The following is a 19,650-nucleotide window of genomic DNA, read 5'->3' on the forward strand; positions in this document are numbered from 1 at the left end:
GCTCTATTTTTTCATCTTCGGATCAAAAAGAAAGGATGCCAGATATCCGAATATCAGCGCCGCCGATATCCCGACCGCACTGGCCTTGAATCCTCCCATGAAGATTCCGATAAATCCCTCTTTGTCCACGGCTTCTTTCACGCCCTTCCAGAGCACGTTGCCGAAGCCGAGCAGGGGAACGCTCGCCCCGGCCCCCGCGAATTTCACAAAGGGTTCGTAGATCTTGCAGAACCCAAGGACGCTCCCGACGCAGACCAAAAGCACCATGACACGCCCCGGCATCAGCTTCGTCCGGTCCAGCAGAATCTGCACGGCTGCGCAGATAAGTCCTCCTATTATAAATGCTTTGACATAATCCATTTTTCTTCCTCCCCGGGCGACGCCGTCGTCTCCCGTTTCTCCTCGCTGTTTCCACCGGCTGTTTTTATACCGTCCGCGTGATTGACCCCCGCAAAAGCTTTCGCCGCCTGTGCGTCAGGTACACACCGGCCAGCTAACAATGCTCCAGCACAATTCCGTGGGCGATTCCCGGCACACTCTCACCCTCGTTGAAGCTCACGGTGGACAGCAGCGCTCCCGTCGGAACGAACAGCACACGTTTCCATTCTCCCTTTGCGAGCTTCGGCAAAATGTATGCCGACAAGGTCACAGCCGCACACCCACAGCCGCTGCCTCCCGCGTGAGTATCCTGTTTCTCATGATCGTAGATAAGCAGCCCGCAGTCCAGATGCTTCTCTTTGAGCTGATACCCTTTTTTCTCCGCCAGGTCCCACAGGATCGTCCGGCCGATTTTCCCCAGATCTCCCGTGATGATGCGGTCATAATCCTCCGGTCCCCGGCCAAAATCGATAAAATTCTGCACGATGGTATCGGTGGCTGCCGGCGCCATACAGGCCCCCATGTTCTGGGAATCCTTGAGGCCATAATCTACGATTTTCCCGACCGTGACACCTGCGACCCGCACATGACTTTTTGCCGTTCCCACCAGGAACGCCCCGCTCCCGGTCACGGTCCACTGTGCGGAGAGCGGCCTCTGGTTCGCATATCCCAGCGGAAAGCGAAATTCCTTCTCCGCACTCCCGAAATGGCTGGATGTCACCGCCAGCAGATTGCTCCCGTAGCCGGCTGCCACCGCCATGGATGCCAGCGCCAGTGCTTCTCCCGATGTGGAACAGGCTCCGTATAGACCGAACATGGGAATCTGAAGCGTTTCCACGCCCATGGAGGTGGCAATTCCCTGCCGCAGCAGATCTCCGCCGAACAGATACCGCACCTCCTCCGTCTCCACATGTGCCTTACCCAGCGCGATGACGCAGGCCTCCTTCTGCATGGTGCTCTCCGCCGCCTCCCACGTCTTCTCCCCGAACAGATCATCGGTATTGAACATATCCACGTGCTTTCCAAGCGGCCCCTTTGCCTCCTTGCTCCCCACCACACATCCGCTGCTGATCAGAAACGGTGCCTGCGTAAATGAGAGACTCTGTTTTCCTTTTATCATAGATTACTACCTGCTTTCCTATGTTCTTGGTAAAGCAGACATTCGGAATCCGCCTCACCGCTTTTTGCAGGAGCTTTTCATTCCCCCCGCCGAAACAAATATCCCCTGCTCCGCCACTTCGTGCGTGTTCTGTGCGCTTAAAGTGGGGATGCCCGCGGACGATCATTTCATTTTTAGATAGTATCTGCAGATCCAAAAAAGTTATGCAGAAGCTTCTGGAAACTTTTTAAAAATTTTCAAAAAAGTTTTACAAAAAGGCCAATTGTACATTGAGTTTTTTATTCTTCTGTGTTAGACTTCATAAAGTTAGCCCAAAATAACACTGTTTTCTGAAACACAAACCGATACCTGTGGATTGCCGGACAACACCGACCTCCTCCGGTATCATTTCACATAAACACATCGAAAGGAGATTTCTATGACAAAAGACATGACGGAAGGGAGCCCTCTGAGACTCATCCTGGCTTTCGCACTTCCCGTTTTCTGCGGGAATTTGTTTCAAAATTTTTATAATATTGTAGATTCCATGATCGTCGGCCGTTTTCTCGGGGTAAATGCACTGGCCGCTGTGGGGAGCACCACCTCCATCTCATTTCTCGTGGTGGGCTTTATCCTCGGCATCACCAACGGGTTCGGCATTCTGATCGCCCAGGCCTTCGGTGCCAGAGACGAATCCCGCCTCCGTCACTACACGGCCATGTCCATGTATCTTTGCATCGTTCTGGCGGTTCTCATGACCAGCGTGCTCCTGCTCGCCAACCATACGATCCTGCACACCATGAACACACCGGATACGATTTTCTCTGACACAGGCAGATATGTAGCCATCATCTACGCCGGACTGCCGATGACGATTCTCTACAATATGCTGGCCTCCATCGCCAGATCACTGGGAGACAGCAAGACCCCGCTTTACTTTCTGATCGTCTCCTCCCTCCTCAACATCGCACTGGACTTTCTGTTCGTAGCCGTCCTTCCGTTCGGTGTTGCCGGAGCCGCTTATGCGACCGTGATCTCACAGGGTGTCTCCGCTGTGCTGTGCCTGTTTTATACCTGGAAAAAATATCCGATCATTCATTTCCATAAAGCGGACATGCATTTTTCATTCCACAGTGCCAAAGCCCTTCTCTCCATGGGGATCCCGATGGCGCTGCAGTTCTCCATCACCGCCGTCGGATCCATGATCGTGCAGTCTTCACTCAACCTGCTCGGGGCGACCTATATTGCATCCTATGCCGCTGCAGCCAAGGTCCAGAGCATCATCATGCAGTTCTATGTCGCGCTGGGATCCGCGCTCGCCACCTACACCGGTCAGAACTACGGTGCCGGCCACATTGCCCGGATCAAAAAGGGACTGAGCAGCAGCTTCATCATCGCCATCGTCTACAGTGGGTTTGTCATGGTCTTCGCCTATTTCATCTGTCCGATGACCGTGCGCCTGTTTGTGTCCGACCCAACCGGCGAGCTGCAGCAGATTGCAGCAACCATGTTCCACATCAGCCTCTGGTTCTATCCGTTCCTCGGTCTGATCTTCCTGTACCGCAACGTACTGCAGGGACTCGGCAACGGCCTCGTACCGATGCTGGGCGGTATCTTTGAACTCCTGGCGCGCAGCTTTGCTATCTTTGTACTGGCGAAGCCCTTTGGATTCGCCGGAATCTGTTTCAGCGATCCGGCTGCATGGATCAGTGCTCTGATTCCGCTGATTCCATATTATTACTGGTGGATGACGCGGAAACTCTCCATTGCAGACAAATAACTTTACCCGTTCTATCCCAGCAGCTTTCCGATCCAGTATATCCCGCCCAGCACCCAGCTGGTCACAATCCCATATAGAATCACCGGCCCTGCGATGGTAAATATCTTGCAGCCGATTCCGAATACCTGCCCTTCTTTCTTGTATTCGATTGCCGGTGCCGCCACTGAGTTCGCAAATCCGGTAATCGGAACCAATGCACCTGCGCCACCCCATTTGGCAACGGAGGGGTACAGGTTCATTCCGGTCAGGATCACACCTCCCAGCACCAGAAGCAGAGACGTCCACGCGCCTCCCAGATCCTCCGGCATCTTCTGGAACTTGCAGTAATTCAGGATTCCCTGCCCGATCACACAGATCGTACCTCCGGTGATGAATGCCCTCGTCATATTCGCAAACAGATTATGCACCGGCGTCTTCGTCTTCACATATTTCTTATACTGCTCTTCCCTTTTCTTTTTCTGTATCTTATCCATCTTCTCTATCCTCCTTCCATCAGCCGTTCTATCGCTCTTACTATCAGCCCTTATTATCAGACCTTACTATCAGAGCTTACTATCAGTCCTTACTGTAATTCGTTACCATCTGTGTACCAAAAATATCCATGCGCCGGCCCCTTTTCCAAGCGCCATACCGAGTATCAGGTACGGGATGGCCTCCACAATCTTGAGACGCCGCACAAAAATCGGAAAAATGTTGATGATCTCCGCCAGCGCCATCGCCCAGCATCCCACAAAAATCCCTGACAGCAGCCCAAACACCGGAAGGATCCAGCCGCCGTAAGGAATAGAGATCCGGAAAATGTAGAAAATACTTCCCAGGATCCCCCCCAGCGCGATGCAGTCCTCATACAGCATGACATAAGATCCGGTGTGAGTGCGGTCAGCAAAATCCGACACCACGCCCAGTCCCACAATAAATGCAAACAGCCCTCCTGCCGCCGTGATGCCGGCGCTAATTCCCAGAAACGCCAGTATGACCTGTCTGATCCACATCCTTCTCCTGCCCCTTTCTCGCATACGTCTCTGTGACCGTCGTTGCAATATCGTTCTCATACAGCCGCATCTCCACCTCCATAGGCGTCGGGTCCACCGAGAACCGCTTCTTCCCGAAGTGGTTGAAAAACACGAGAATCCCGATAATCAGACCAACGCAGTATGTCACCTCCAAAATCGTAAACCCGTTCGACTTGCTCCCCGTCACCAGCTCATATACCTGTGAGAACAGCTTCGTCGTCGACACATCGTTATTGAACGCCATGATAGAAAATGCCGATCCGGCAAATGTAATCAGTACCACAGCCGCTACCTTCAGAGCCTCCGCCACGCCTCCCGGTGTCTTCTGATTCTCCACCGTGATGATCAAATCTGTCTCTCCCATGTTCTGAACATCCACATTCGGGTAGTGCTCGTGAATGCAGGCAATCAGCCGGAGTACGGACACCACGGCACGATGTTCCCCCTGCTCCGGGATCGTCATAAGCTTCAGACACTTCAGCTTCGCTGCCATGGCGCTGTTCGCGCACTCCAGAGATACCACATCCCCCAGGCGGATTTCTCTCTCTTTCACTTCCACATTCCGGTCTCCCTTGATATAGACAGTCTCTTTTTTCTCACTCATCGCAGCCTCCCTCTGGTCTCCACGATCAGCGTCCCCTGGCTGACTGTATCTCCTCCTTTTACATTGTAATAATAATAAAAAAGTCCGATGACTGCGGCAAGAATCACAACAGCCGCCAGCCATCCTATCCATTTTCTGCTTTTATGTTCCATAATCTCTTACCATCCTTTCGGATTAGTATGGAACATTTTTTTCTTTTTATTCAAATTCAGGCAAGCTTTCGCAGCCTTTCCAGTATTTTCTTTTCAAGACGCGAAACCTGCACCTGCGACATTCCCATCTGCTCTCCCACCTGAGTCTGTGTCCACTCCTCAAAGTAACGCAGATAAATCAGCTGCCGCTCTTCTTTTCCAAGTTCTTCCAGCATCTGCCCCAGCACCATGTTGTCGATCATCCGCTCCTCCTTCTGATCCCGCTCCACGAGCTTGTCCAGAAGCTGTGTCTCGCTGCCGTCCTGCTGGCAGACCGGCCGGTAAATGGATTCCACCTCACCGCTCGCCTCCATCGCCTGCACCAGATCCTCTTTCTCGACCTGAAGCTCCCTCGCCACATCCTCCAGCGCCGGCTCGTGCCCGCGCTCCTGCCAGAGCCGCTCCCTTGCCAGAAATGCTTTATACGCCAGCTCTTTCAGCGTCCGGCTCACTTTGATCATCCCGTCATCCCGCAGATAACGTTTGATTTCCCCGGATATCATGGGCACCGCATAGGTTGAAAATTTCACATCAAAGGACAGATCAAACTTGTCGATTGCCTTGAGCAATCCGATGTTGCCTATCTGAAACAGATCCTCTTTCTCCGTCCCCCGGCCGTAAAAGCGCTTCACAACGCACCAGACCAGACCGCAGTTTTCCTCCACAAGCTGTTCTCTCGCCGCTTTATCTCCCTCGTGTGATTTTTTAATCAAAGCGATTGTGTGATCCATGACTCCCTTCCTTCTCCGATGGTCTTTTTCATTCTCACCAGCGTGCCGCATCCGACCGTCGATTCCACCTCCAGATGATCCATGAATGCCTCCATAAACGCAAACCCCATTCCTGCGCGTTCCCATTCCGGTCTGGTCGTGTAAAGCGGCTCCATGGCCTTTTCAATATCCTCGATTCCTCTTCCCTCATCCCTCACCTCTATGGTGATCTCCTGTTCCCGGATCGTGCAGTGGATCGTGATATTATGTACCTCCTCCTCGTATCCATGCAGGATGGCATTGGTGACTGCCTCCGACAGGGCTGTCTTCACATCCGCCACCTCCTCAAAGGTAGGGTTCAACTGTGCCAGAAACGCTGCCACCGTCACTCTCGCAAAACTCTCATTCTCTGATCTGCTGTCAAAAATCAATTTCATTTCATTCGTGATTGCCATCACTTCTCCTCCTATTCCATATGTAGTGCCCCCTCGCATACGCGTAGCGGCAGGTCACAAGGACCTTTTTTTACTTTTCAGCGAAATTCTCAAATTTTAATTTTCCTCATATATCTGCAATAATTTTGTCATTCCCGACATGGTCAGTATCTTCTTCATCCGCGCGTTCGTGTGCACTGCCCAGATCTCACCTCCCAGAAGGCAGATTGTCCGGTATCGTCCCATGATCACACCGATTCCGGAGCTGTCCATAAATTCTGTCTGCGCGAAATCGAATATAAGATAACGGATGTGATTCTGCTCAATCATGGCATCCGCATTCTTTCGCATCTCCTCCGCGTTGTGGTGATCTACCTCCTTGGGCAGATAAATCGTAAGGCAGTTCTCCTGCACCTGATATTTCATAATCTGTTTCCTCCTGTTTTCATTTTCCCGTCCGGCTCATTGTCTGCCATCGCGCAGCCTCACTGCTGGATTCTGTGCAGACGCATCCTCTCACAATTACAAAAACGCAAAAAGACAAGGATCTGCCTGTTCGCATATCCTTGTCTTTTGTATTTTTATATTTTCTTTTGTATTCTGATGTTTCGCGGTCCGGCAGTTTTAATATCCGTTTGCCGTCCCACTGCCTGCCGTTCCCGTTGTATCCTCCGCCGCAGCATCCTCCGCTGTCGCACCTGCACCGATATTGGTATCACCATCAAGACCTTTTTTGGCCTGCTCTGCCACATCCGTATCCTTAAGACTCTCAATGATCTTATTATAACAGACATTTGCATTTTCGGTATCGCCACTCTTAGCGTAAGCCACACCAAGATTCAGTAGCGCCTGCCCGTCACTATACGTAGCTATCATCCCTGTCACTTGTGACAGGGCATCAATGACCGCCGGGTAATCTGCAGTTGCCATTGACTCCAGTGCCGACTCGTACAGCGTTGCACACAGCGGTTCAAAGATAGCCCCTGACATCGAGTCATACTGTGCCTGTCCCTGCGCTCCCAGTGCTGCCCGGTTCACGTTCTTCAGGGTCGCCGCCATGTCCGCGTCGCTGGCGCTGGCGGAATTGTACTGACTGACCACGGTCATAAGATTCTCGTAGCTGTCCGATGTACTGGCCGCCGTCTGGGCAGCCTCCTCCGACTGGTCGCTGGTCGAGCGGTACTCGTCCAGTGCCGTTGTCTGGGCGTTGATCTGGGCGTCCATAGCCGCGATCTTGTCGCTGTACTCCACAATCTGCTGGTTCGTCTTCTCCGCCTTGGACTGATTCACCGCCGGAACAATCAAAAACCATACCACCGCAGCTCCAAGCACCAGCCCTACTAAAATATTTGCAAGAACAACCCGGCTCGCCACTTCCTTCATGGTAGAACCTGCCGGCTGAATGATCGTCTCGTTTCCCAGATTGTAAGTAACTGTGTCCGCCTCTTTCTCCCGCTCTTCCCTGAGCTTCTTTCCGCGAAGCTGGGTCAGCTCATGCATGTAGAGCAGTGTCATCTCGTTGGTCGTATCCAGCTTTCTCGCGGCCCGCAGAGTCTGTCTCGCCTTCGCATACTGCTCCGTGTGTAAATAAAGCAGCGCCAGAAGCTGATGTGCTTTCAGAAAATCCGGATAATCCACCACGATTTTTTTCAACTGGATAATCGCCAGATCCTCCCCGTCCTGTCCTGCATATACCAGACACTGGTTGAACTTTTTCACCATCTGGTTATACGCCTGCAGCTCGTTCTCCGAGTTCTGAATCTCGGCAAGATAATAATTGGCTATGTTATCCTTGGGCTTCAGGTTTTTGCTGATGATCCATTCCACCAGTCCCTCCACCACCTCGCCGCGCCCATAAAAGACCAGCCCCAGGAGGTTTCTGGCTGCGATATTCTCTCTGTTATACTGCAGGCTCCGCCGCAGCGAAGCGATTGCTCCCGACATGTCGCGAATACCGGCTTTTCTCAATCCGTCATTATACCAGTAATTGGACTGGTAAATGATTTTCTGCTTGTACTCGTACTCCATCTATCCTCACCATAATCCTTCTCTACTTGGTTGTCTGATCCATAACCTCACGCAGCAGATCCGTCATATCCGACAGATTCTCCTGATATACTGCATCCTCTATATCCTCTACTTCCAAACTGGGTTTGAATTTTTTTAATTCCTCTTCATAATCAAGCATATGAATCCTCCTGACTTTCCTCCACCAGCGCTTTCAGCATTCCGGTCAGGTACAGGGAACCAAGACAGTAGACCGTCCGCTCTCCCTGTATCTTACGCGCATAGTGAAATGCCTCCGGCAGTGCTTCTTTCACACTGACCGGTTTATCTGTGTACCTGCAAAATACATCGCCAAGCTCCTGCGCCTTTGTCCGGCGTTTGTCCGCGATGGTTGTCACAATATATTCGTCCGCCTGCACGTTCTCGCACAGACAGGAAATCATCTCTTCATAGTTCTTGTCCTGCACAGCAGAAAACAAAATCACGCTCTGTGCTCCGCCATCCGGCACGCTGTCGGCAAATCCGCGGACCGCATTCACGTTGTGAGCACCGTCCACATAGAATCGGGGCAGGATCTCCTCCATACGCCCTTCCCAGTGAACAGCGGCAAGTGCATCCCGCCACACATGCAGTCGACCCGTATCTACCTGCTCTCCTGCCAGACACCGCATCCCTTCCAGCGCAAGCATTGCATTAGCCGGCTGATAGACGCCGATGTTATCCAGTGTCCAGATAGTATCTTCATAATAATCACTGACGCAGGAAAATGCAATATGTTTATCTTTAATTTCTAAGATTTCGAACGCAGATTTCGCGATTTTTCTGCACGGTGACTGCAGGGATTCCGCCCGCTTCTCAATCACCTGGTTACTTTCCTTCTCCCCCTCCGAATAAAGGCAGGGCACTCCCGGTTTTATGATTCCGGCTTTCTCCCACGCAATCTGCTCCAACGTGGTTCCCAGATACTCTGTGTGATCCAGACCGATGCTGGCGATCAGTGTCAGCACCGGATGCTCACACACGTTGGTCGCGTCAAGTCTTCCGCCAAGTCCCGTCTCCAGAACAATACAAGAGACATCTGCCTTCGCAAATGTCCTCATTGCCATCCCGAAAAGGAACTCAAAAAACGTCGGGTGGGAGAAGCCTTCTGTTTCCAGTCTCCGCACCGCGTCCATTGTGTCTTCGAATGCATCTATAAATTGTTCGTCCGATATCTGCTGTCCATTTACGATAATTCTCTCATTCATCTTCACCAGATGCGGCGAGATGAACAGTCCCGTTGTCTGTCCCTCCGCCCGGAGCATTGCCTCCAGATAAACGCACACGGAACCCTTTCCGTTTGTGCCTGCCACATGGAGAATCTTTCGATTCTCCTGTGGACTGCCAAGCAGTTCCAGAAAACGTTTCGTGTGGTCCGGATTATTTTTCTTTGTAAATTTCGGAATATCAGAAATATACGTTACAATATCCTCATATTTCAATTTCTTTCCCCCGCATTGTTATAATGTCTGCACCGCAGACAATTCTTCCCCTGTACCGGGTTCATTCCGTCTGCTGCCATTTTGGCCCGCCTCCGTGTGAAATGAACCCGATGTATTTTAGTTTGCAGGCACTGCCGCATCCGTTGTATTGTCATCGGCCGCCATGTCCGCATCTCCGGTGTTTTCGGTTCCTTCGGTATTTTCAGTTCCGGCCGCCGTATCTGCATCTGTCGCAGCATCTGTACTCTGGCTGTCATCCGTCTTCGTGTCGGTCTTTTTCTCCACCTTCTTCTCACCGGATATCTCATCCAGTGTTAGATTCTGCAGTGTCCCCGGAACCTCTGTCAGCTTGCCCTTCTTATACTCATATTGAGCCGACGTCCGGAAAACCGTATTGCTGGATCCCACCTGACTCACCTCGATGATATCGCCGTCCTTCAGCTTCGTATCCGGAAGTTCTACCCGTGTATTGTTGAGGTACGTACTGTTCTGCTTCTCTCCGTTTACATACACCTTACTCCACTTGGTCAGATTCTCACCATATAGGCTGTATGTACCATTCATCTGCTCCACGACCTCTGTCAGGTTCACATCCTTCACGCCCATCACCAGATGCCCCTCGGTAATCGGTTCACCACTGTCTTTGTAGACGTACTGCTTGCCATAAAGAATATCATACTGCAGCAGTTCCAGATCAGACAAATAATCCTGCGTCTGTCTGCGCTCCTGATGATAGTTGAACACGGTGCCGGAATGGATGTCGAGTCTGTCGAACACATCCGCCATGATCTGATAAGTCGGAACGTTTCGATCCTCTTTCTGAAGACCCATGTTATCCCAGATTACATAGTTTGTATTATATAAATATTTGCTTTTTAAATCCTTCGCCTGCAGATCCAGTGTCGGAAGATGATCCCCGTAGAAGACAATCACCGTCGGCTCATTTCTGCTCTCCACTGCCTTGATCAGATTTCCTGCAAACTCATCCATCTCATGCACTTCATTGATATAATACTCCCAGGCATTGCGTCTGCCTTCATCCTCCACGCCGCTGACCACGACCGCAGGATTCTGGAATACCTTTTCCTCCGGGTAGTCTCCATGCCCCTGCACACTGACCGTGAACACAAAGTCCTGCTGCTCCGTCGTATCCATGGATTCCATGATATTCGGAATCAGCACGTCATCTGTCGCCCAGCCCTTCGGTGTGGTCTGCAGAATGTTCATAAATTCCTTGCTGGTGAAATGATCAAAGCCCATGTGGTTGAATACTTTGGCTCTGCTGTAAAAATTACCGCCATTGTTGTGCAGTGCCTCCGTGCCATAGCCAAGGCTCGCGAGTGCCGTCGCCGCGCTCTCGCTCACATTGTCCTTTAAAACAGTCTTATACGGATACTCTCCCGGTCCGAAGAATCGAAGATTCATGCCGGTCAGCACCTCAAACTCGGTGTTGGCTGTTCCGGCCCCGACAGACGGCACCTTAAAGTATCCGCTCGAATACTCATTAAAAAGTGCTCGCAGGTTCGGAATCGGATCCTCTGAGAACTGAAGCCATTCTACCTCCGTCGGATCAAAGAAGGATTCCAGCTGCACGAACATAATATTCGGCAGTTCCTCCTGCGATCTTCCAGACTCGGATTTTGTGAGCGCTCCATCGTTACTGATTTCATCTATGGTCGCCTCACTGTAGCCTGCAGGCTCTGAGATTCCTGTATTAAACACACTTGCAGTGAAGCAGTACGGAAAACCGTAATCCTCATACGCAAATGCAATATTTCCAAAATAATTCGAGACAACCCGCTGGTCCACCGCGATTCCGGTCAGTACCGCATAGCCCGCAAAGGCTGCTACCACACCAACAATCCCAAGCACGCGGTGCATCTTCCCCGTATACTGTCCGCCGCGTCTCCACATGGAGACTACCCAGAGCAGCACTGCCACGATTCCGATGATCAGCAGCACAAGCTCTCCCGGTGCAAAATAATTGCTGATGAGCGCCGTTGCATCCGACAACACCTTCAGATCCTGTGCGTTGAACGGTGTCACACGCTTCAACAACAGATATCCGTTACTGATTCCGAGAACCAGCCAGAATACGCTGATGATAATTCTGGCAAACATCCTTCGTCTGACCAGATAAACGATAGCAAATGTGGCAAAGATCAAATAAGCATTGAACAAAAACACCTTCGGTGTCTGCACCATGTACTCCCACGCCGCAATCAGAGAATGTCTCGAAATCAACTCGATTGCAAAATTCAGGATACACGCCAGCAGCGCATGGAAAACAAGTGAGAACCGGTTCATGATTCGATAGACAGGCTGCATCATCTTCGCGAGCTTTGAGTTTCGTCTCTGCTCCAGAATGAGCTGTCTGCGCTCTCTCTTTGCTTTCCACCACTGTTTAATATCGTCTTTTTTTAAATTTTTCGCCTTCTGGAAGAAGCCCTTGATGTCAGGCTTCTTCAACTGGATTTTTTTCATGCACAACCTCTCAGTAATTCTATTTGTTCAGTCCGGCCAGACGCTCCTCCACCTGTGCCATCATCTGCGTATATTTTTCAAGCTTAGCTTTTTCTTCATTGATTTTCGCTTCCGGCGCTTTGCTGATGAACTTCTCGTTTCCGAGCATTCCGTTCACACGCGCAAGTTCTTTGGACAGACGCTCTTTCTCTTTGGTCAGACGTTCTTTTTCCTGCTCAAAGTCCACCAGATCCTCCATAGGAAGGTAGACGGTCGCATCCGGAACCACAATAGATACTGCATCGTCTGCGATTCCTTCTCTGGTGTGGCTTACGATGATCTCGCTTGCGAGAACCAACGGCTTCGCGGATTCTTTGAACATCTCGAATCCGGTACAGAGTGTCTGACTTTCCGACACAATGTACACCTTGGACTTACGGCTCGGCGCTACATTCATCTCCGCGCGGATATTACGCACACCGCGGGCAACTGCCTTGAAGTGCTCTGCGATATTCTCCGCCTGTGGGAAGTTCCAGTCCTCACGGTACTGTGGCCATGCGGACATCATCAACGACTCTTCCTCCGGCACCAGTGCCTTATAGATTTCTTCTGACACGAACGGCATGAACGGATGGAGCAGCTTTAATGCGTTTCCAAGAACTGTCTTCAGCGTCCACAGCGCGCAGTTCGCACCCTTCGGATCTTCCTCTGCATGGTAAATACGGTATTTTGCGATCTCAATATACCAGTCGCAGAACTCGTCCCAGATAAAATCGTACACCTTCTGCACCGCGATTCCAAGCTCAAATTTGTCCATGTTCTCTGTCACATCTTTGGCAAGTGTGTTCACCTTGGAGAGTACCCAGCGGTCCATCGGCTTCATCTGGAAGTCATCCGGTTTCGTCACTTCTTTATCATCCAGATTCATCATAATAAATCTGGACGCATTCCATACCTTGTTGGCGAAGTTTCTGCTTGCCTCCACGCGCTCGTTGTAGAAACGCATGTCATTTCCTGGTGCATTTCCTGTGACAAGTGTCAGTCTCAGCGCATCCGCACCGTACTGGTCAATGATCTCCAGCGGGTCAATTCCGTTGCCGAGCGACTTGCTCATCTTGCGCCCCTGGGAATCGCGTACAAGACCGTGGATAAATACGGTGTGGAACGGTGCTTTTCCTGTATGGGCATATCCGGAGAATACCATACGGATTACCCAGAAAAAGATGATGTCGTAGCCGGTAACCAGCACGTCGGTCGGATAGAAATAATCCAGATCCTCGGTGTGCTCCGGCCAGCCCAGTGTAGAGAACGGCCACAGTGCAGAACTGAACCACGTATCTAGTGTATCCTCATCTTGTGTAAATTCTGTGTTTCCGCAGTGAGGACATTTCTCAGGTTTTTCTCTTCCCACTACAAATTCCCCACACTTGTCGCAATAATATGCTGGGATTCTGTGCCCCCACCAAATCTGTCTGGAGATACACCAGTCACGGATATTCTCTAACCAGTGCAGATAAATCTTATCAAAACGTTCCGGAACGAATTTGAGTTCCCCGTTCTTGATTGCCTCGATGGCCGGTTTCGCCAGTTCTTCCATTTTCACGAACCACTGCTGTTTGATCAGCGGCTCCACGGTCGTTCCACAGCGGTCATGGGTTCCAACGTTGTGTGTATGCGGCTCGATCTTGACCAGATATCCCTGCTCTTCCAGATCCTTTACAATGGCTTTTCTCGCCTCGTAGCGCTCCATGCCTGCGTATTTTCCGCCCTTTTCGTTGATGGTGGCGTCATCGTTCATGATGTTGATTTCTTCCAGGTCGTGTCTCTTTCCGACCTCAAAGTCGTTCGGGTCGTGTGCCGGGGTGATCTTCACCGCACCGGTTCCGAACTCTTTGTCTACATAGTAATCCGCAACGATCGGAATTTCCCTGTTCACCAGCGGCAGCAGCACGTTCTTGCCCACGATGTCCGTGTAGCGTTCGTCATCCGGATGCACGGCGATCGCGGTATCTCCCAGCATCGTCTCCGGACGCGTAGTCGCGATCTCAAGGAAACGGTCTGTTCCCACGATCGGGTACTTGATGTGCCAGAAATGTCCTTCCTGTTCCTCATGTTCTACCTCTGCATCGGAGAGCGATGTCTTACATACCGGACACCAGTTGATGATGCGGGACCCTTTGTAAATGTATCCTTTTTCGTATAAGCTGATAAATACTTCTTCCACCGCTTTGGAACAGCCCTCATCCATGGTAAAACGCTCTCTGTCCCAGTCACAGGATACGCCCAGTTTTTTCAGCTGTTCGTTGATGGTTCCGCCGTACTCTTCTTTCCACTCCCAGGTTCTCTCCAGAAATTTCTCACGGCCCAGTTCCTTCTTGTCGATTCCTTCTGATTTTAACTGGTTGGTTACTTTTACTTCCGTGGAGATTGCCGCGTGGTCGGTTCCCGGAATCCAGAGTGCGTTGTAGCCCTGCATTCTTTTATATCGGATCAGAATGTCCTGTAAGGTCTCATCCAAAGCATGTCCCATGTGAAGCTTTCCTGTAATGTTCGGCGGCGGCATTACGATTGTAAATGGTTTCTTGCTTCTGTCCGCTTCTGCGTGAAAATATTTCTCCTCACACCACTTCGTGTACAATTTGTCCTCAATCTCTTTCGGATTGTAGGTTTTTTCCAGATTCTTACTCATCTCATTCTCCTTTTTGTTCTATTGTCAATATAGCCAGGGTGTACCTTCACCATTTGCCATCAAGCAGCTTCTCTGCTTGATCCTGTGCAGTTCCAGCATCTCACAACTTCCGTTGTTCGATGATGGACGCTCGCCGAGTGACATTCATGCAAGCATGATGTCGTTCGGCTCACTGTCTGCACAAAAAAAGCCCTTCACATGGTTTCATGTAAAGGGCGAATTGTCGCGGTACCACCTTCGTTATATATCCGCCTCTCATGGACGCACATATCTCTCTTAAGTTCTGTAACGGGAACCACTCCGCAGTACCTTACTCTCATTCAGGCGCTGTGCTCCAAAGCTACCTTCCATAGTTCCTTCTTTTAACTGCCTTCCAGCCATGGGCAGTTTTCTCTGGCAAGGGATCTCTATGTACTCCTCTTCTTCCGCGCATTTGTCTTTTTCAAGGAGCAGATGCATATTAAAAGCAAACTTTGTTCGCCGGCACCCGCACAGACACCAAGGTTATTCCCACCTCCGGCAGGTCCTCCTCAGTACGTGTTTTGTAACATTTCTGTAATAACTTTACTTAGGTTATAATAGACTTGAAAGCGCATTTTGTCAAGGAGTTTAGGGAATCTTTAGAAACTCTTCAATGTATGGATCATCTCCACGATGGAATAGCCATATCCGCCGTCTGTTGCCCATCCATAACCACCCGGATTTTCCTGCTGTCCCAGCCATTCCACGTAGGGTGCCGATTCCTTGGCTACCAGCTCGTAACGGCCGTCCACGCACTCCTGGTTCAGTGCCGCACTGGTTGCATATGCCTTCAGGTGCTGGATCTGGGCACGGATTCCGGTGCGTACATCCGCAAAGGATGCTCCCGCCACATCTCCGCCAGTCGCTCCCATTCCTGCAAAGTTATACTGGCTGATATCCGACACGCCTTGAAACTGCAGCCAGCCCGTCTCCTTCATGGCCTGCACAAAGGCAATCTCCGCACGGACTCCCTCGGCGGCTGCCTCCTCAACATACATCTGGGCAAAGGTGTTGATATCCCCGGCTCCGCCTGCCCCCAGTGCATCACTCGGATAGGCGAGACCTGTGGAATTAAAGTATGCCGCCATCTGATCCACCGTCGCTCCTGTTTTTCCCAGAATCGGGTACTGACCGTCCGCGATGACCTCCTGAGCCGCTTTATCTGCCTCCGCCTTGGCTACTGCCTCTGCCTCCGCTTTAGCCGCATCTTTCTCTGCTGTCTCCGTACCCGCCGCGTCTTTTTTCGCTGCATCCTCCGCATTGTTCTTTGCATCTGCTGTGCTGTCACTGTCCGACGTCCCGGTCTTATCAGAATCTTCCGTTTTTTCTTTGGTCGTTGTCTTGCTGCTCTTTTCTGTCGTGCCATTCTTTGCTTTTGCATCTGCTGCCTCACTCGCCACCTGTTTGTCCGACTTGCCCGCAGCATAATCCTTCACTCCCCCCACCGCTTTCACGATGATCAGTGCCATGACCGCACACACGACCACAAGCAGCAGGATTTTTTTCTTATCTTTCATCAAATCTTCCAAGATTTTTTTCATATCATTTTCTCCCCTGAACTAAATTGTTATCTTTCTTTTATCACTTTACCACCGGTCCCCCCGCTTCGCAACCTATAATTACAAAATCCCGGTCACCCTCCACACCGATTGTATCTAATAAAAGACACGACTCGTTTTCATTGACTTTCATGTTTTCCCTTCTTTATAATGAATATGATTCATCTAAAGGGATTTATGAGAGGAAAACAAGATATGAACAACTATGCACCTAAATTATTATCTATCTGGAACGATTACTCAAAAGAGCAGTTTATCAAGGACATCGTTGCCGGCATCATTGTGGCTATCATTGCGCTGCCGCTTTCCATCGCACTTGCGCTCGCATCCGGCGTCAGCCCAGAGCAGGGTATTTACACCGCCATCTTCGCCGGCTTTGTCATCGCCGCGCTGGGAGGGAGCCGGGTCCAGATCTCCGGTCCGACCGCCGCATTTGCGACGATCGTCGCAGGGATCGTCGCGACAAAGGGAATTGCGGGACTGGCTGTTGCCACGATTCTTGCCGGGATCTTTCTGATTGTCATGGGGCTGTGCAAGTTCGGTTCCCTGATCAAATACATACCTTATACAATTGTCACCGGATTCACCAGCGGAATCGCCGTCACCATTTTCATCGGGCAGATCAAGGACTTTCTCGGACTCACTTTTGAGAAATCTCCCATTGAGACACTGGAAAAGCTGGAACAATGTGTTGCCACCATCGGAACCATCAACTATACCGCACTGATCGTGGGTGTCCTTTCTCTGGCCATCCTGATTCTGTGGCCGAAAGTAAACGCCAAGATCCCACCGTCACTGATTGCAGTCATCGCCGCGATCATTCTTGTGAAAGTGCTGCATCTGGATGTGAACACCATCGGAAGTCTGTATGAGATTTCCAACAAACTGCCGGTTCCTTCCATCCCTCACTTTGATTTTGCACTGGTTCGGAGTGTGCTGCCGGATGCGATGACGATCGCCATTCTCGCGGCCATCGAATCTCTCCTGTCCTGCGTTGTGTCCGACGGTATGATCGGCGACGAGCACAATCCCAACGCTGAGCTAATCGGACAGGGTGCCGGCAATATCGTCTCCGCCATCTTCGGGGGAATCCCGGCGACCGGAGCCATCGCACGAACCGCTGCAAATGTAAAGAACGGCGGACGTTCCCCGATCTCCGGCATGGTACATTCCATCGTGCTGGTACTGATCCTGATTCTGCTGATGCCATATGCCGCACTCATCCCCATGCCGACCATCGCCGCGATTCTGTTTATGGTTGCATACAACATGTGCGGTTGGAAAGAATTTCTCCATCTTTTAAAGAAGGCGCCGAAGAGTGACATCCTCGTGCTTGTAACCACCTTTGTGCTGACCGTTGTGTTCGATCTTGTCGTTGCCATCGAGGTTGGTTTCGTGCTGGCTGCATTCCTCTTCTTAAAGAGAATGTCCGATGTCGCCGAAGTGCGCGGCTGGACCTACAGTACAAACCCGGAGGACAATCTGGAGACCGTCCCGAAAGGCACATTAGTATATGAAGTAATTGGACCCATGTTCTTTGCCGCAGCCGACAAGTTCCTGAATGTCTACAAGGATAAAGGGACTAAAGTCGTTATCTTACGTATGCGAAGCGTTCCCGCCATGGATATGTCCGCGCTCCGCAAGTTAGAGGAGGTCCACACCGCCTGTCAGAAGGCAAACGTCACGCTCATCATCTCCCACGCTGCCGAACAGCCACTGAAGATGATGGAAAAAGGCGGTTTCGTAGAAAAAGTCGGACCGGAGAACTTCCGCGCAAATATCCACGAGGCGCTGGCTTACGCAGCCACGCTGTGCGCGAAAACCACCAGTAAAAACTAATTCCCTGCCTCCGAATAAACCGGACATTCAATTAGGGACAGGTTAAATGACAATTGGGGACGTAGCAAAACTGCAGTTTTGCTACGTCCCCAATTGCATTCAAAGCGTGGTTGCTACTTCTGATGAATCTTAAAAATCGGACTGATCTTCTTATAGATCAAAAATACAATCAACGATACAAGGCACCCTTTTAACAGGTTGAACGGTGCCACCGCCAGCAGCACGAAGCCCATCAGGCTTGTGATATGTGGATTTACCGCGGTTCCCATTCCTACCAGTGCATCAATCGGCATCTGGAATGCCTTCGCATAGGTCGGGAGCAGAATATATGCATTCAGGAAACAGCCCACGAACGTCATGAATAAGGTTCCTGTCAGCATACCAACGATCGCACCTTTTCTGCTGTGCATCTTATGGTAAATGATTCCCGCTGGTACAACAAAAGCGCAGCCGATGATGAAGTTGGCAATCTCGCCTACCCCTGCTGTTGCAGTTCCGTTAATCAAGAAATTCAACAGGATCTTTACAAGTTCAATGATGGCTCCCGCAAGTGGTCCCATCACAAAACATCCGACAAGCACCGGTACCTCGCTGAAATCAATCTCGTAAAACGAAGGCGCAAACGGCAGTGGAATCTCAAATAACATCAATACGGTCGCGATTGCCGCCAACATACCGATCTGTGCAATTGCCTGGATTCTAATTCTCGGTTTTGCATTTACTGTCTGTGTTTTTTCTGTAACATCTGTCTGTGTACTCATTTTATTTTCCCTCTTTTCATTTTATTTTCCCTAAGGTTATTTACGTTATCTCAGTAAAGCTTTATTAAATCTGTTCTTTCATCTCCACTTCCCCCTTAAATTTTTGTACCGGTCTCTGCCGATTCGTGTTTCCGGTTCATCTTTGAGGAGTTGCTGTATTGGCGTAAATTGGAAATCAAAAAGAATTTCCTATGACAGAACAAAGAGTTTCGTATGCGAAACTCTCGCGCCGAAGCGCGGTCACCTCAGTGACCATATTCCATTTGTGCGTAGTGCGCATCCCCTGGAGGGTTTTTATGTAATAGGAAAGTTCAGAGAACTTTCCTATTACATAAAAAAACCTCGAATATAAATATTCGAGGCTATCGTTACGATCCAATCATACAATCTCTTCTCTCATCCAGACTTTACTGTCGGTTTTGGAATCGCACCAAATCAGCCACCTAAGTGGGTCGCGGACTATACCGCCGGTTGGGACTTGCACCCTACCCCGAAGAACTTTTATTTAATTACTTTTATAGTATAACTCGTTAATGCTCATTATTCAAGAGGCTTTTATGATTTTACAGGATTTCTTTCTGGTTGATTTTTTCATATATTCTATCCATATCATATTCCGGT

Annotated in this window: 19 protein-coding genes, 1 riboswitch and 1 other annotated feature; of the genes, 2 read left to right on the plus strand and 17 right to left on the minus strand. The window is 50.4% G+C overall.

All coding sequences use genetic code 11. The features are described 5' to 3' along the window. Positions 1-3: 3 nt before the first annotated feature. From BUB85_RS08995 to BUB85_RS09000, 3 genes are read right to left on the minus strand one after another with little or no spacing between them, the layout of a single operon-like run. Entirely contained in the window at positions 4-360 is a 357-nt protein-coding gene (locus BUB85_RS08995) for a SpoVA/SpoVAEb family sporulation membrane protein (protein ID WP_073108846.1), read from the minus strand. Further along, complete coding sequence (locus BUB85_RS21465; RefSeq protein ID WP_159434633.1) at positions 336-500, minus strand: hypothetical protein; 165 nt, start codon at positions 498-500, stop codon at positions 336-338. The genes BUB85_RS08995 and BUB85_RS21465 overlap by 25 nt, the downstream gene beginning before the upstream one ends. Next, positions 494-1,498: a stage V sporulation protein AD gene (locus BUB85_RS09000; protein ID WP_073108849.1), complete on the minus strand. Its 1,005-nt coding sequence runs from the start codon at positions 1,496-1,498 to the stop codon at positions 494-496. The genes BUB85_RS21465 and BUB85_RS09000 overlap by 7 nt, the downstream gene beginning before the upstream one ends. Positions 1,499-1,916: 418 nt before the next feature. Here BUB85_RS09000 and BUB85_RS09005 point away from each other — a divergent pair, with 418 nt between their 5' ends. Beyond that, complete coding sequence (locus BUB85_RS09005; RefSeq protein WP_073108852.1) at positions 1,917-3,257, plus strand: MATE family efflux transporter; 1,341 nt, start codon at positions 1,917-1,919, stop codon at positions 3,255-3,257. 11 nt (positions 3,258-3,268) lie between these two features. Here the strand turns inward: BUB85_RS09005 and BUB85_RS09010 are convergent, their stop codons facing one another. From BUB85_RS09010 to BUB85_RS09065, 13 genes are all read right to left on the minus strand, one after another. Then, positions 3,269-3,730, minus strand: coding sequence for a SpoVA/SpoVAEb family sporulation membrane protein (locus BUB85_RS09010; RefSeq protein WP_073108855.1), 462 nt, complete (start codon positions 3,728-3,730; stop codon positions 3,269-3,271). Between the two features lie 102 nt (positions 3,731-3,832). Then, complete coding sequence (locus BUB85_RS09015) at positions 3,833-4,249, minus strand: stage V sporulation protein AB (RefSeq protein WP_073108858.1); 417 nt, start codon at positions 4,247-4,249, stop codon at positions 3,833-3,835. Next, positions 4,209-4,874, minus strand: coding sequence for a stage V sporulation protein AA (locus tag BUB85_RS09020; protein ID WP_073108861.1), 666 nt, complete (start codon positions 4,872-4,874; stop codon positions 4,209-4,211). Before BUB85_RS09020 ends, BUB85_RS09015 begins: the two co-directional genes overlap by 41 nt. Beyond that, positions 4,871-5,026 carry a hypothetical protein gene (locus BUB85_RS21715; RefSeq protein WP_200803560.1) on the minus strand — a complete coding sequence of 52 codons (156 nt, stop codon included), beginning with the start codon at positions 5,024-5,026 and terminating at the stop codon, positions 4,871-4,873. The genes BUB85_RS09020 and BUB85_RS21715 overlap by 4 nt, the downstream gene beginning before the upstream one ends. Positions 5,027-5,082: 56 nt before the next feature. Then, a complete protein-coding gene (locus BUB85_RS09025; RefSeq protein ID WP_073108864.1) occupies positions 5,083-5,796 on the minus strand; it encodes a SigB/SigF/SigG family RNA polymerase sigma factor in 714 nt (237 codons plus the stop codon). Then, a complete protein-coding gene (spoIIAB, locus tag BUB85_RS09030) occupies positions 5,775-6,230 on the minus strand; it encodes an anti-sigma F factor (RefSeq protein ID WP_073108868.1) in 456 nt (151 codons plus the stop codon). Before spoIIAB ends, BUB85_RS09025 begins: the two co-directional genes overlap by 22 nt. Before the next feature lie 96 nt (positions 6,231-6,326). Beyond that, positions 6,327-6,635: an STAS domain-containing protein gene (locus tag BUB85_RS09035; protein WP_073108870.1), complete on the minus strand. Its 309-nt coding sequence runs from the start codon at positions 6,633-6,635 to the stop codon at positions 6,327-6,329. A 198-nt stretch (positions 6,636-6,833) separates the two neighbouring features. Beyond that, positions 6,834-8,237, minus strand: coding sequence for a tetratricopeptide repeat protein (locus tag BUB85_RS09040; protein ID WP_073108872.1), 1,404 nt, complete (start codon positions 8,235-8,237; stop codon positions 6,834-6,836). A gap of 22 nt (positions 8,238-8,259) precedes the next feature. Further along, on the minus strand, positions 8,260-8,397 hold the full coding sequence (locus BUB85_RS21720; RefSeq protein ID WP_200803561.1) for a hypothetical protein: 138 nt from the start codon (positions 8,395-8,397) through the stop codon (positions 8,260-8,262). Then, positions 8,390-9,697: a bifunctional folylpolyglutamate synthase/dihydrofolate synthase gene (locus tag BUB85_RS09045; protein WP_073108874.1), complete on the minus strand. Its 1,308-nt coding sequence runs from the start codon at positions 9,695-9,697 to the stop codon at positions 8,390-8,392. Before BUB85_RS09045 ends, BUB85_RS21720 begins: the two co-directional genes overlap by 8 nt. Before the next feature lie 117 nt (positions 9,698-9,814). Then, positions 9,815-12,181, minus strand: a complete 2,367-nt coding sequence (locus tag BUB85_RS09050; RefSeq protein WP_084533975.1) for an LTA synthase family protein — start codon at positions 12,179-12,181, stop codon at positions 9,815-9,817. Positions 12,182-12,200: 19 nt separating this feature from the next. Continuing rightward, entirely contained in the window at positions 12,201-14,849 is a 2,649-nt protein-coding gene (locus tag BUB85_RS09055) for a valine--tRNA ligase (protein WP_073108876.1), read from the minus strand. Positions 14,850-15,057: 208 nt separating this feature from the next. After that, positions 15,058-15,286 (minus strand) — a binding site (T-box leader). A 183-nt stretch (positions 15,287-15,469) separates the two neighbouring features. Further along, positions 15,470-16,411, minus strand: a complete 942-nt coding sequence (locus BUB85_RS09065) for a glucosaminidase domain-containing protein (RefSeq protein WP_242945387.1) — start codon at positions 16,409-16,411, stop codon at positions 15,470-15,472. A 213-nt stretch (positions 16,412-16,624) separates the two neighbouring features. Here BUB85_RS09065 and BUB85_RS09070 point away from each other — a divergent pair, with 213 nt between their 5' ends. Continuing rightward, positions 16,625-18,268 carry a SulP family inorganic anion transporter gene (locus BUB85_RS09070; RefSeq protein ID WP_073108882.1) on the plus strand — a complete coding sequence of 548 codons (1,644 nt, stop codon included), beginning with the start codon at positions 16,625-16,627 and terminating at the stop codon, positions 18,266-18,268. A gap of 113 nt (positions 18,269-18,381) precedes the next feature. On the opposite strand, the gene BUB85_RS09075 is transcribed toward BUB85_RS09070, so the two are convergent. Next, a complete protein-coding gene (locus BUB85_RS09075; protein WP_073108886.1) occupies positions 18,382-19,029 on the minus strand; it encodes an ECF transporter S component in 648 nt (215 codons plus the stop codon). Positions 19,030-19,413: 384 nt separating this feature from the next. Then, a riboswitch (FMN riboswitch) is annotated at positions 19,414-19,531 on the minus strand. Between the last annotated feature and the right edge of the window lie 119 nt (positions 19,532-19,650).

Source organism: Hespellia stercorisuis DSM 15480 (genome assembly GCF_900142165.1).
Taxonomy (GTDB): Bacteria; Bacillota; Clostridia; order Lachnospirales; family Lachnospiraceae; genus Hespellia; species Hespellia stercorisuis.